Origin of the sequence: Pediococcus parvulus, assembly GCF_007990205.1 — a bacterium.
GTDB classification, from domain to species: Bacteria; Bacillota; Bacilli; order Lactobacillales; family Lactobacillaceae; genus Pediococcus; species Pediococcus parvulus.
Window position 1 is genome coordinate 1 of the sequence record NZ_BJWE01000006.1, and the last position, 13573, is coordinate 13573.

The 13573-nt window shown below is 37.1% G+C and carries 15 protein-coding genes; 10 read left to right on the top strand and 5 right to left on the bottom strand.

The genetic code is table 11. The features are described from left to right. Positions 1-57 precede the first annotated feature (57 nt). Complete coding sequence (locus PPA04_RS02480) at positions 58-657, top strand: winged helix-turn-helix domain-containing protein (protein WP_057782910.1); 600 nt, start codon at positions 58-60, stop codon at positions 655-657. 141 nt (positions 658-798) lie between these two features. On the opposite strand, the gene PPA04_RS02485 is transcribed toward PPA04_RS02480, so the two are convergent. Continuing rightward, positions 799-1296, bottom strand: coding sequence for a S8/S53 family peptidase (locus PPA04_RS02485; RefSeq protein WP_057782912.1), 498 nt, complete (start codon positions 1294-1296; stop codon positions 799-801). Positions 1297-2246: 950 nt separating this feature from the next. Between PPA04_RS02485 and PPA04_RS02490 the strand changes: the two genes are divergently transcribed. From PPA04_RS02490 to PPA04_RS02510, 5 genes are all read left to right on the top strand, one after another. After that, positions 2247-2798, top strand: a complete 552-nt coding sequence (locus PPA04_RS02490) for a TetR/AcrR family transcriptional regulator (protein ID WP_057782914.1) — start codon at positions 2247-2249, stop codon at positions 2796-2798. 94 nt (positions 2799-2892) lie between these two features. Then, positions 2893-3291, top strand: coding sequence for a sigma factor-like helix-turn-helix DNA-binding protein (locus PPA04_RS02495; protein ID WP_057782916.1), 399 nt, complete (start codon positions 2893-2895; stop codon positions 3289-3291). A gap of 20 nt (positions 3292-3311) precedes the next feature. Then, complete coding sequence (locus PPA04_RS02500) at positions 3312-3524, top strand: helix-turn-helix domain-containing protein (RefSeq protein ID WP_057782918.1); 213 nt, start codon at positions 3312-3314, stop codon at positions 3522-3524. 389 nt (positions 3525-3913) lie between these two features. Beyond that, positions 3914-4174: a DUF3173 domain-containing protein gene (locus tag PPA04_RS02505; protein WP_057782920.1), complete on the top strand. Its 261-nt coding sequence runs from the start codon at positions 3914-3916 to the stop codon at positions 4172-4174. Next, on the top strand, positions 4171-5289 hold the full coding sequence (locus PPA04_RS02510) for a site-specific integrase (RefSeq protein ID WP_057782922.1): 1119 nt from the start codon (positions 4171-4173) through the stop codon (positions 5287-5289). Before PPA04_RS02505 ends, PPA04_RS02510 begins: the two co-directional genes overlap by 4 nt. Positions 5290-5465: 176 nt before the next feature. Here the strand turns inward: PPA04_RS02510 and PPA04_RS02515 are convergent, their stop codons facing one another. The 3 genes from PPA04_RS02515 to PPA04_RS02525 all read right to left on the bottom strand — a co-directional run bounded on the left by PPA04_RS02515 (position 5466) and on the right by PPA04_RS02525 (position 8018). After that, the gene (locus PPA04_RS02515) at positions 5466-6764 is read right to left on the bottom strand and encodes an MFS transporter (RefSeq protein WP_057782924.1); all 1299 of its coding nucleotides are present in this window, start codon (positions 6762-6764) and stop codon (positions 5466-5468) included. A 61-nt stretch (positions 6765-6825) separates the two neighbouring features. Continuing rightward, on the bottom strand, positions 6826-7566 hold the full coding sequence (locus tag PPA04_RS02520; RefSeq protein WP_057782926.1) for a LiaF transmembrane domain-containing protein: 741 nt from the start codon (positions 7564-7566) through the stop codon (positions 6826-6828). A gap of 5 nt (positions 7567-7571) precedes the next feature. Continuing rightward, positions 7572-8018: a LytTR family DNA-binding domain-containing protein gene (locus PPA04_RS02525; RefSeq protein WP_057782928.1), complete on the bottom strand. Its 447-nt coding sequence runs from the start codon at positions 8016-8018 to the stop codon at positions 7572-7574. A 213-nt stretch (positions 8019-8231) separates the two neighbouring features. Here PPA04_RS02525 and PPA04_RS02530 point away from each other — a divergent pair, with 213 nt between their 5' ends. Next, positions 8232-9635: an MFS transporter gene (locus PPA04_RS02530; RefSeq protein ID WP_057782930.1), complete on the top strand. Its 1404-nt coding sequence runs from the start codon at positions 8232-8234 to the stop codon at positions 9633-9635. Positions 9636-9767: 132 nt separating this feature from the next. On the opposite strand, the gene PPA04_RS02535 is transcribed toward PPA04_RS02530, so the two are convergent. Continuing rightward, entirely contained in the window at positions 9768-10523 is a 756-nt protein-coding gene (locus tag PPA04_RS02535) for an SGNH/GDSL hydrolase family protein (protein ID WP_057782932.1), read from the bottom strand. 211 nt (positions 10524-10734) lie between these two features. Between PPA04_RS02535 and lepB (PPA04_RS02540) the strand changes: the two genes are divergently transcribed. The 3 genes from lepB (PPA04_RS02540) to PPA04_RS02550 all read left to right on the top strand — a co-directional run bounded on the left by lepB (PPA04_RS02540) (position 10735) and on the right by PPA04_RS02550 (position 13523). Further along, positions 10735-11340 (top strand): signal peptidase I, encoded by a 606-nt coding sequence (gene lepB, locus PPA04_RS02540; protein ID WP_186806938.1) that lies wholly within the window; start codon positions 10735-10737, stop codon positions 11338-11340. A 123-nt stretch (positions 11341-11463) separates the two neighbouring features. Beyond that, on the top strand, positions 11464-12069 hold the full coding sequence (lepB, locus tag PPA04_RS02545) for a signal peptidase I (RefSeq protein WP_186806939.1): 606 nt from the start codon (positions 11464-11466) through the stop codon (positions 12067-12069). A 137-nt stretch (positions 12070-12206) separates the two neighbouring features. Further along, entirely contained in the window at positions 12207-13523 is a 1317-nt protein-coding gene (locus PPA04_RS02550) for a C1 family peptidase (RefSeq protein WP_057782934.1), read from the top strand. Positions 13524-13573 lie beyond the last annotated feature (50 nt).

A 13573-nucleotide genomic window follows, 5' to 3' on the forward strand; every position in this document is an offset into this window, starting at 1 on the left:
GTTACGCTAAATGGGTATAATAAAGTTATTCAAACTAACTCAAAGGAAGTTGCCTAAATGAGCTCTAATAAACTTGATAATTTAGCAAAATTACTTGCGGATCCAAAGGTAAATCGAATTTTGGAGGCGGCTAGACCCAAAAAGGGGATTACTGTTAAGCAACTCGCTAAGATTTTAAAAGAAAAGCCATCTAACCTATACTATCCAATTCAAAAAATGACAGATTTTGGGCTCTTAAAAGTTGTGGCTGAAAACGAAATTAAGAATTTAACTGAAAAAGTGTACAGTTCGGCATCATTGTATAAACGTTCTCAACAAAAGAAACTAGGCCTTAAAGAAAATGAAATTGATTTAAGTAATGAGTATGTTTTGAATCATACGGATGATCTTTTAGAGTTTTTTATGATTAATCAAAAGCGAATGCTAACAAGCTTTGAAAAAAATATGGATTTTATCCAAGCTGGTGGAAAGGTAAACGAAGTGAATTTTTCGTGGGCAGTGTCCACTCTTGAGCTTTCTAAGCGAGGGCAGATAGAGCTATTAAAAAAAATAAATCAGTTAACCACTGATTTTAAGGATCCACATCCAGAAGATCCTCAATTTTCCTTTAACCTTGATATGACGTTATATTCTGATGATGAGCCAAAGGATAAATAGATTTTTATTAAGGATAAGTGAATTTAACAATCAAAGCTTTTCAATTGAATTAAAATATTTTTGTGGTTAATGAGTATATTTTGCGTAGAATGTTGATGCCTGATTAATTAAGTACTGTTTTGATATAATGTTTCACGTGAATCAAAAACATTTAGCTTTTCTTTTTCCATAATAGACAACATTAAAATTCTTTATTTGTTTTATTTTGTAATCACAAAGGACAGAAAGGGTGTCTTTATAAAAAGCCGGATAGCTTATTGCTCCACTATTGTCAGCGGCACATACCAAAACAACTTTTTTCTTAACAGCATAGTTAACAGCTTGCTGCAATTCACCATCGCTATCACTTCTAGTACCCATGCTTATATTAATAATATCCGGATGGAATTCATTTATGCTTTTTTTGATACTAGAAGCTAAGTCTCTCGCCCGAATCATATGGTTATCATTAAAAACTTGTACGGAAATGATAGTACTTTCTTGTATATAATTATCAATTATTTTTGTAACCGCAGAGCCATGATTCATACTAGAAGTCTCATTTTTTGAATTGTAACTAGATGAATTATATCTAACTATTTTATTTCCGTTTTGACTTTGGAAGGAATAGCAGCCCCCGTCTAAAACAACAATTTTCAAATGCATCACCTCCAGATAGTGCCATTCTGAATACAACAAACGCCTTCAATAAAATTTTGAAGGCGTTGTATTGCTATAAATATAATTAACCAACCGTTTCCTTGTAAAGTTTTACAAGTTCATCAGCGGTTTCAACTGGTTTCTTAAGTTCCTTTTTCATTGTAATTCATCTTTTTTCTTTATGTAACTTATGACCTACTTGGAATCTTTGTAAGATTCAATAACAGGACCGGCTACAGCTACTTGTTGTTTTTGACGTAATACTAAGTTTGAAAGGATTTCTTTTAAAGCCATCAATTTATTTGTCATAAGTCTCACCTCCTTTCAATTCAATCAAATTTTTAATAATGTTTACCGTGATCTTAGGAGTGGCACCCAAAAGTTTTTGAGTACTATTGGTATCAATTACTATGTTAAAAGCAGTTTCTAATTCAATTAAAAAATTTACCATTGATAAAGAATCCATGAATACTTTCTGATTATCCTTTTGTATCACAACACCAATGTCAGAATAAATAGAGCTAATTTTTAGCTTAATTTCATTTTATGAGATTGTTTTAATTTTAATCGCCTTCCTTATCATCATTTTCTAATTGACTACGAATTTACCATCATTATTTATCTTTGGCAAGGTGAAACGGACGCTTTTATTAATATTTGAGAACAAAAACATTAATATTTGATTAGCTGTTTTCCGCTTAAATAGGATCGTATTTGAAATTAATTATTTTAAATAACCATATAGAGAGAATATCGGTTATTGGTAATTTATATGTGTTAAAAAACAGGCTTTAAATTCTCCTTCTACTGAGAACTTAAAGCCTGTTTTTTATATTAAAAGCAAGTTAACCTGCCAAGATTAATAATTAGTGAAAGCCTGTGGTAAGTTCTTTTAACACTCACGACAGGCTTTTGTAACATTGGTTAGTCATAAATAGGAGGGGTGCCCAATGAATTCTCAATTTTCATATTTCCCCGTTAACAATAACAATGAAATTGCTAGGAATTTACTGTTTCATGCTTTTGTAAAGTTGCTTGCCAGTAAACCGATGACCAGCATTAGTGTTGTGGAAATTTGTAAAACGGCTGGTGTTGCTCGTTCAACATTTTATTTTAACTTCCATTCTAAAGAAGATATGTTTGATAAATACCTTGATAGTCAACTGTACGTTATGACGCGGCGCTTACGTAGGGCTGGTAAAAGTCCACATATCAATGGTTACAGCTATTTTGTTAGTTATTTACAATTGCACAAATTTTTAATTGACTTGCTAATCAAAAATAGAATGGAGGAAACTTTATCTGAACATTTGTCTACGATTGTAAAACAACTATTGCAACAAGATATTTTTATCAAAACTATTAATGCTAAATTCCAAGTTAGTTTTATTACCGGAGGCTTAATCGCCGTTATCATCACCTGGGCGCAACAAGGATATAAAGAAAATAATCAGCAACTCATGAATATTATCCTGAATTTACTGCAAGTCTTTAAAAAATAAGGAAGCACTGGTTTCAAAAACGGCACAAATTGTTCCTGTAACAGTGAGCAAGAATTTTTAGTAATTTCGAAACAACACATTTGGGGGTATGTATTTGAAATCCGAGATTGAAGTGACCAAAATTTTTGTCCGTTATGTTCAACAAGCCATTATGCACCGCTCGTTTACGCTGTACAGAAAGGAAAATCATAAAGTAGAAATTGTCTCTTATGAAAATTTGGTTATTGAGAAGCTACTGCATTATGAATCACCACACATGCTGGAAAAAATGAGCTTTAATAATATCTGGGAAATGGAGAACTTCATTGACAACAATCAACTAGCCATTGCAGTTGGGACTCTGAACACACGTCAAAAGTTTATTCTGTATTGTAAGTTTGTTGAAGAAGCCTCTGACGCTCGGATTGGTGACTTATTGGGAATTAGTAGCCAAGCCGTGAGTAAACAGAAGCGTAAAGCAATTGACTGTATTGTTGAACACTACTTTGATTAGTACGAAAGGAACTCGACAACATGGAACCCATTAATTTAGTCCCATTAATCTTAGCTGCTCAATCTGGCGATGAATTAGCCATGGCCGACTTGTTAACGCGGTTTAACCCGCTCTGCGTAAAATATGCACGATATGGTCGCGTTAGAATGAGTGATGACTATTATCAAGAATTACGGATATGTCTTGTAGAAACTATCTATAAATTCAATGTTCAAAAATTCATGACTAGCTAGCACATAAAAAAGATTGGCAAAATCGCCAATCTTTTTTTGTTTTTGGTTTCAAATTTGATTTTTTATGTGCCTGTATTAAGTGAACAGGAGTTAATCCTGTGTGCTCTTTGAAAACTTGATACTAACTGCTAAAGACATAAATCTTTAAGCGAGCCCGATTAGTTTAGCGCGATGACCAGCAATGTGAGCGATGACTGAACTTAATCAAGGTAGATTTACCACCTACTGCGTTAACCTTAAAGATGGATAATGATACTTCTGCGAAGCTCCCACGTAACGAGGAGAGGTGCGATTCCTATGTGCTTGTTGGTCACGAGCCTTTAGCGGTTTGTTGTTTCTGATTCTGATATAATGAACTTGCAAAGTCTCACTTTCAAGTTCATGCAACTATGAAAGGAGGTCTTGCTGTGCCGTTACTAGTTACTGTCACGAAAAGCGATTTAGTCGCGTTAGGTTATGGCCCGTCACGTTCAACTGATATCATCAGACTGACTAAGGCCGTAATGGTTAACAAAGGGTTTGAATACTATCGTGCTAGAAAGCTCGGCCGGGTACCGGCATCAGCAGTTGAAGAAATTTTAGGCATTCCCATTAGTGAGCTGATTGTTCCCACAAGCGGTATCTCTACGGTTAAGGAGGAACTATCTTGACCACTAAAGATATCTTTAAAAAACAAAAAAACGGAACGTATGCATTCAGAGCTAATATCGGATTTGATTCTAAAACTGGTAAACGTGTTCAACGACGTGGCAGTGGCTACCGTACTAAAATCGAAGCCAAAGAAGCCTATCGTAAAATGATGGCCGATGGCCTCGATAAGTCAGCAGAGTTATCCCAAATGACTTTTGAGCGTTTTGTAAATGATATTTTTAAGCCGTGGTACAAAACACAAGTTAGACCACAAACTTATAAACATCGTTCAGGAATCATAAACAAGCAACTATCTTATTTCTCAAATTATCTAGTTGACCAAATCAAACCGTTAGATATTCAAAAGTGGCAGATTATTCTGTTGAAAGGCCATTCTCCATCGTCTGCACGGGCCATTAATCTAATGCTAGCAAATATTTTAGAACGAGCGAAAACCTTAGGAATTGTGGAAACTAACCAGGCTCGAGTAATTGGGTACATCAAAAAGCAACAATCCGAAATTGATTTTTGGACCAAGGAAGAGTTTCAAAAAGTGATTGACCATACCGATAAAGCCGGTACCTATACCCAACATTTTGAATTTATGGTGTTGTGGTTCTTATTTATGACTGGTTTAAGAAGCGGTGAATCACGGGCCTTGTTATGGGACGATATCGACTTTGTCCATGGGACAGTTGATATCAATAAAACATTAATTTTTTACAATGCCAATGACTACTACTTCTCCACGCCAAAAACGCAAGCAGGTAAACGGGTAATTGTTTTAGATGCACAAACTAAGGAATTTTTACTTGAATGGTACGAAGACCAAAAATTAATGACGAGTTCTAAGTTTGTATTTTCGCTTGATGGTGTACCAACGCCAACAATGACCTATACACGGATTGTTACTGCTTACGCCGAAATTGCGGGTGTCCATCGAATTACCGTTCATGCGCTACGGCATTCGCACGCATCAGTGTTAATTGACATGGGAGAAAATTCATTAGCAATCAAGGAACGTTTAGGCCACGCGGACATAAAAACGACACTCGGAATTTATGGTCATCTGTACCCCAAAAGTAATCTTGAAGTTGCCAGCCGATTAAATGGTCAAATTAAGGCGCCACAGTGACAAAAAACTTAAAAACGCCAGAATGTGCCATTTTGGTGCCACTTGGCATATCTAACGCTTCAAAACATTGATATTAAAGAGTTTCAACGCAGTTGTTATGTTTCACGTGGAACAACACACAAAAAGATGGTCTGAAAAAGATCATCTTTTTTAATAACAAACTTTTAACGATTGTATCAATCACTGATTCCTTGCGGTAGCTGCGGTTGAGAAGAGTTTTTAGGCTGATTCAGTAATTTTTGTCTGCTCAAGGTTAAGACTACTGAAGTGGTGAAGATGATTAATAAAATACCAGTAATGGCAAAGATTGGCAAAGCTGACAGATGATCAAATAAGAAACCAAATACAATTGTCCCAAGTGGCATTAATAACATACTGATCGTGCTAGTTAGTGAGAAAATCCGTCCTTGCATGTGCTGCGGGATTAATTGTTGCATATACATGCCCAAAGGCGTGTTAATGAAGACCAATATTATACCGTTTAAAGTATTTAAGGCAATAAAGTAAATGGTATTTATATCGGCAGATAAGTTTAGAATTTCTGGAATTCCTACAGCAATGAAGACGAGTGATAAAAAGCCGATGTTTAAATATGAAATTAGAACTGGATGGTGTTTTAATTTCATTAGGCTCAATAAAATTCCTCCAAGAAACATCCCAACGGCCAGGGATGAATCTGTGATCCCATACTGGGTGCTGGACAATTTCAACGTTTTAACCAGGAAATAGGGTTCGCCAACGTTGACAGCAGAGAAGAAAAAATTAATGGCTGCCGAAGAAATGATTAAAATACGCATTAAACGTTGGTTACGTAAATATTGAAAACCAGCGCGAAAATTCTGCCAGACTGTTTTTGTAGAGCTTGCATCTGTTGATTGAGGTTTTTGCTCTTGAATTGCATTCTTAAAACGAAGAAACATGATTGTGAATAAAGCAATTAGTTCAAATCCAATTTCAATAAATGCAAAATTGTCTATAGAAATCAATGTATAGACGAGAGCACCAATAATTGGTGCCAAGAAAGAAGCTAACGACGAAACAGATTGGTTTAACGAATTTACTTTCTGTAGTTCATCCGAGTCAAATAATTGAACAAGGCTTGCAGTGAGCGTTGTACTGAGAGAATTATCGGTAATTTGAAGGATAACAATTAGGCCGATAAGTTCCGCAAAATATTGGGCTGGCCATAGCTGAAAAGTAAAACCAAATAAAAGTAATCCAAGACTAGTTGTGATTTGAGCGGCAATCATAACTTTACGATGGTTGAAAGTATCCACCACAAAGCCAACGAAAGGAGTCAAAAGTAGAGAAATAATTGGTCCCGTAATTAATGACACACCCATACCTAACGCAGAACCGGTTCGATGAAGAATATATAAACCGGTGGCAAAAGACAGCATGCCACTGCCAAACCCACCAGTGAACTTAATTATCAATAACCTAATGGTTTGTGCAGATAATTTAATTTTATTCATAATAGCATCCCCAATTTTGAAGTAAAATTGTCCTTCAATTATTGATTAATAGTTTCTAACGCTAAACATAATGAACTGTAATGTCGCCGATATTAAAGTTCCCGGTAATCGTGACTAAAGGTCCAGTTTTTGTGGGCTTTTCTCCTGTTTCAGCAACTTCAGTGATAAATGAACTTAATTTAATTTGTGTGTGCCATTCTTTGGGCACATACAGGTAAATCTCACCCATGCTTCCGTTGAGGCTGATATTGGCTTGATCAGCAACGATACTTGCTTGATCAAAATAAATTTTAGCGTCCCCCATCGTCACATTAATTGTTGCCTGCTGAAAATTAGCAGATTGGACGTAACGAATAGCACTCCCCATGCGTACATTGACATCGACGTAGGATTCATAGTCCGTTGTTGTACTTTCTGAATAACGCTGACCATTGCTATCGATCGTTTTATTGACAATAATGTGTTGATGGGGATGAACTTTTCGTTTTAAAGGCTGTAACACGAGTGATAATCCAATACTTAGGAGTAAAGCAGCACCCAGAATTGTCCAGGGAACTAAATTGGTGATGCCAAGGGGTTTCGCATAAAGAATACTGATAAAAGCCAGGCTGAAGACAGTGCCGCTTACGCTAAAGTAAGCCATGCTCTTGATAGTAGCAGCCACCAAAATTAAAGTTAGAAAAAGTGTCCACATCCCGATATGATAAGTAAGCCAACCTGCTTTACTAGCGATTAAGACAAAAGCACAAGCTAAGAAAAATACTCCCCAGAACCAATGACCCCATTTTATTTTTGTATTCATAATTATTACCTCATTTCATTTAATCGTTCTTGTAGTTGTTTGTAGTAACGGCGCGATGCGTAAATTTGTTTATGCGAATTGCGAAATGAAATCAGACAATTTGAAATGGATTTCGACAATGCATTAACTTGGTACAGATTAATTAAAGCTGATTTCGAAACTTGGAGAAAATAACCAGGAAGTGTATCAGCTAATTTGTAGAGATGCTTTGTACTCGTGTAAATATTGTCTGCTGTATGTATTTGTAATCGCCGGTCTGCAGTTTCAATAAAAAGGATACTATCCAACTTCAGAAAATATTCGGTTTTATCTTGATAGCACTTGATGGTGTCCGCAGTGGTTGATTTTTCCAACAAGTTTTTGAGATGTTGAACGGTCGCATCATCTTTAGGTGTTTTAATAACAACTTCTGGCTCTTGTAACGAGCTATCAATTTCTAGTCGCACTTTCATTCGCATTGCCCCCTTCCTGTTGCTTTGATATTATTAGACTACTTTTAAATGAGGAATGGAATACTTTTTGTTTAAGTGGCACAAAATTACGCGTAACCGGTTAAATGGTGAACAGCTGAGAATCTAGTTAAAAAGTTGAAATAGGTATCAAAGAACATACCATATTAGTGGTAAACTATTGCTAGTTTATTAGAGTATTGAGGATGAAAAATTATGAAGCAAAAATCACAATGGATATTACTACTGGCAACTTCAATGGTGTCATTTATGTCAACAATTGATGCCAGTATTGTTAATATTGCGGTGCCACAACTTTCCCACGACCTTCATGTTCCTATGAATGAAGCTGAATGGGTAGTGTCCGTTTACTTAGTGTTAATCTGTATGTTACTAATATTTTTTGGAAAATTGTCGGATCAAATTGGCCGTATTAAACTTTTTCAGATTGGCACTTTAATTTTTGTCATTGGCTCACTAGGCTGTGGCTTAAGTATGAATTTGCCGCTTATGCTGGGAGCTCGGGTAGTTCAGGCAATTGGAGCTTCTATGACTATGGCGACAAACTTCGGAATTATTACGCAAATTTTTCCACGCAATCGTCATGGGGTGGCATTAGGTGTTAATAGTTCATTTGTTCAGGTGGGAAATATTATGGGTCCGGGACTAGGCGGACTAATTCTTTCTGTTCTTTCCTGGCATTTTATCTTTTTCATTAACGTGCCAATTGGTTTGATTGCTTTTGTGTTTGGATACAAAATTTTTCCTAAAGAGCCTGCAATCCATGAGAAAGTACAAATTGATTTTCCCGGCTATTTGGCCTATGTGCTCGCAATAGTTAGTTTTTTCGTGGCCATTTATTGGGGTCAAGAAGTTGGGTTTGCCAAACTGAAAATCCTGGGATTATTCTGCTCAAGTGCCATTTTTATTGCCATCTTTATTTTTCACGAAAACCGAGTCGGCAACCCACTTTTAAATTTACAAATTTTCAAAAATGTGGGATTTTCAATCGGTGTTATTTCAACAATGCTAGTATTTGCGGTTGGTTATTTTAATAATATGATCATGCCTTACTATTTGCAGGAAACTCTGAAATATTCGTCTGCAGTCGCTGGGCTAATCTTGATGGCCGTCCCACTTTTGAATATTTTTTCAGCACCAGTTGGTGGCATGATTGGTGATCGAATTGGTGCGGACGAGGTTTCCTTAATCGCACTTGTGATCTTTTTAATTCCTGAACTGATTTTTATGTTCATTACGCCTAATTGGGGGATTGTTTGGCTGGTTATTGGGCTAATGTTGTTTGGTTTGGCGAATGGGGCGTTCCAAAATAGTCCAATGATAATGGGAAATGCTGGCAAACAGTTTCAAGGAATTGCGGGATCGATTGCGGCGTTGGCACGCAACTTAGGGATGTCAATTGGTCTGTCGTTGTCGACATCTCTGTTATATTTTGGTATTAGTCAAAAAGCGGGTCGGCATATTACCACGTACCCAGAACATAATCCAAACTGGTTTGTTTATGGTATGCATTTTAGTTATTGGTTTGCGTTTGCTCTGATCGGAATTGCACTGGTTTTATTGATTACTTTAGTTAAGCATCAGAAGAAGGCAGTCTAAAAAAGCGAGATTAAGCAAAAGGATTTTTCTGCTTAATCTCGTTATATTTTCCGGATATTATTTCTAAAAAGTGAAAAGAAGCAAGTTCTGCTCAGAATCTAACTGCTTTTCCCCTTTTTTATGTTTAATTACCTAGTTATTAGTTAAAAATTTAGTTAATTGAACTTCAAAAATTGGTGTCCAAACTTGCTTGTAACCCATTTGGGTAGGGTGGGCATCGTCAGCCATAAAATAGGGACTAGTTTTAATCAAATTATGGAGGACAGGATCTGCCCAGAGATCGATGATGGCGAAATGCCACTTTTTCTGTAGTTGGTATAACTGACTGATCAAACTTGCATAATCTTGATCTGGCTTACGCATGCAAGTGTAGAAAACAACAGGACAGCGAAAATGGGCTTGAACGTAAGCTAAAATATCTTCCATGGCGCCAAGGGTTGTCTCACGATCAAAACCGTCAGTTTGCACATCTGGAGTAATTTGGCCTAGGTCTTTATTAGCCCGGCTATCATTTGTAGAGAGCTGACAAACAAAGAGATCATAATTAGCTTGATCATCAAAATCGGTTCGAAGGCGACTTGAATACGTCTTTGGTTCGAGTCCTGCTAAAGTGGTGCCACTGATGGCTGATTTAGTAGGAATAATACCGTCTTTTGTTTGCAAGTACTCTACAAAAGACTTGCCTTTTGCAGCTGCGCCATAGGTAATTGACGAACCTAAAAAGGCAATACGTTTACCATATAATTTGGAACTGGGGTTCAAAACTTCTGTTGAAGGAAGATAAGCAGGCAAATTGCCCAACATGATTGCTTTTAACGGACGGGGAATTTTGTGAATCCCAACGGCAGTCGCTGCCAATATACCAGTATTTAATAGGAATTTTTTCATGTGAATCACCTCAGAATTATTGTAGCACGGAATAAAAAGCTGAGATGAGTTTTATGAGGAAATAAGGGATGAAAATGAACCCTTGTAAAGTTGTCAATTTGGATTTTGACTATCAAATTATGAAGAATTTATATCAGTTTAAACTTTGAACGAGATTTTTGGCAGAGTTTGCACTAAAATAGAAAATAAATAAGTTAATTGAGGAGTTTCCATGAAAACTATAAAAAGTATTCTAAGTTGGGTAGTACCGATTCTAATTGGGTTAGCAATTGCTTTATTAGTTCGTAGCTATCTGTTTGAAATCGTACGGGTTGATGGCACGTCAATGGAACCCAATCTGGTTAATAATGAACGCGTTTTTGTTTTAAAACAAGAAAAGATTAAACATCTGAGTGTCATTGTTTTTGATGCCTATGGTGCTGATCCCCAAGCCACTCCAGGGACGGAGTATGTGAAGCGAGTTATTGGGATGCCAGGTGATAAGATTTCATATAAAAATGGCAATTTGTACGTAAATAACAAGTTAGTACCTCAGAAATTCATCAGTGCGCACGAACGAACGACAGGAACAGAAATTGGAGCAGAAGCGACAGATTGGAACTTAGCTTCTGTGGCGAAAGCCCGTGGCTGGGGGAATAAGCCCGAAAAGGTGCCAGCTGGTGAGTACTTTGTGTTAGGTGATCACCGAACTGTGTCTAACGATAGTCGTTATTGGGGTTTTGTGAAGAAGAGTGAGGTTATGGGAGTCGTTAAGGTCCCATTCTGGGGTAGTACCGCTGCTAAAAAGAACGTCAATGACCGAACGAGTGATTATTAATCAACTAAACAAATTAGTGTTGAAAACGGATAAATTCCGATTTAACACTTTTTTTCTGGAGAAATTTGCTATTTGCGGAGTCTGCACTAAAATAGAAAATAATAAGTTAATTGAGGAGTTTCCATGAAAATTATAAAAAGTATTTTAAGTTGGATAGTGCCGATTCTAATTGGTTTAGCAATTGCTTTATTAGTTCGTAGCTATCTGTTTGAAATCGTGCGGGTTGATGGCTCATCGATGGAACCCAATCTGGTTAATAATGAACGCGCTTTTGCTTTAAAACAAGAAAAGATTAAACATCTGAGTGTCATTGTTTTTGATGCCTATGGTGCGGATCCCCAGGCCACTCCAGGGACGGATTATGTAAAGCGAGTTATTGGGATGCCAGGCGATAAGATTTCATATAAAAATGGCAATTTGTACGTAAACAACAAGTTAGTGCCCCAGAAATTCATCAGTGCAAACGAGCGAACGACAGGAACAGAAATTGGAGCAGAAGCGAAAGATTGGAACTTGGCTTCTGTGGCGAAAGCCCGTGGCTGGGGAAATAAGCCTGAGAAAGTGCTAGCTGGCGAGTACTTTGTGTTAGGTGATCACCGAACCGTTTCTTACGATAGTCGTTATTGGGGGTTTGTGAAGAAAAGCGAGGTTGTGGGAGTTGTTAAGGTTCCATTCTGGGGTAGCACCGCTGCTAAAAAGAATGTCAATGATCGAACGAGTGATTATTAGTTAATTAACAAATTAGTGTTGAAAAGGGATAAATTCCGATTCAACACTTTTTTTAGGAAAAATTTGCTATTTATGGTAAAAGTATTAAAATATGATTAGTTTATTCTTAATTTTATGTTTAATTTTGGAGGTGCCACATGGGAAAAGAAGTTTCACAAGAAAACGTTGCTAAGTTTCGAAAAGTTTTTAATGAGGATAACCGCAATGCTGTTGTCCAACGGGCAGCTACAAAAAACGGTGTTTTAAATGCCAGTGAAGATATTGCCGCTAAAGTACGCTTAGATCACACTTTCTCCGTTGAAATTGATACTGGTAAAGTTTCCAACCAGCTACATAGTGGTCGTTGTTGGTTATTTGCGTTATTGAATACCCTTCGGCATCAAGTTGCTGATAAATATAACGTCAAAGATTTTGAATTATCTCAAGCTTATTCTTATTTCTGGGATAAGATTGAACGAGCCAACATTTTTTACGAAAATATTATTCGCACTGCTGACAAACCAGCGAATGATCGTGAAGTTGAATTTTACTTAGAAGGACCTGGTGGTGACGGCGGTCAGTGGGCAATGGCGGCCGGATTAGTTCAAAAGTACGGGGTTGTTCCTTCATCTGTGATGCCTGAAACTTTTAATACAAATGATACGACCGGTTTCGGGGGTGCTTTAAATAACAAGTTACGTAAAGATGCTATTGAATTACGGGAATTAACAAATAGTGGTGCTTCTGAAGGTCAATTGAACGCCAAACGAGATCAATTGTTGGGTGAAGTTTATCGCATGACAGCCATCGCAGTTGGCGAACCACCTGTAAAGTTTGATTTTGAATATCGTGATGACAAAAAGAATTATCACCGAGAAGCCAACGTCGCACCAAAAGAATTCTTTGATAAATACGTTGACGTTGATTTGGACGATTATGTGGTTGTTAGCAACTCACCTGATAAACCATTTAATAAGTTATATAGTTTACCAGCTGAAGATAATATCGTGGGTGGAAAACCCATTACGCTTTTAAATGTCGAAATGGATGTCATACGAAAAGCGGCCGTTGCTCAACTTAAGGATGGCGAGACCGTCTGGTTTGGCAATGATGTTTTGGAACAGATGGATCGCAAAGACGGTTTATTAGATAGTAAACTTTATCAAACCGACGCGCTGTTCGACGTTGATTTGAGCATGAGTAAGGCAGAACGTTTGCAGTACGGACAAGCAGCTGTTTCACATGCCATGACGATTACTGGTGTCGATGTGGTCGATGATGACGTCACAAAGTGGAAAGTCGAAAATAGTTGGGGCGAAAAGAACGGCGATAAGGGATACTTTGCCATGACCGATGACTGGTTTGAGAACTATGTCTATCAAGTTGTGGTCCATCGCAAATATTTAACGGCTGATCAGTTAAAGATCGCTGATTCGAAACCAGATCCGTTACCAGTTTGGGATCCAATGATGTAATTAAAAGAAATTCGCGAAGACCGGTGTAAAAAGCCTGGTCTTTTTATTTT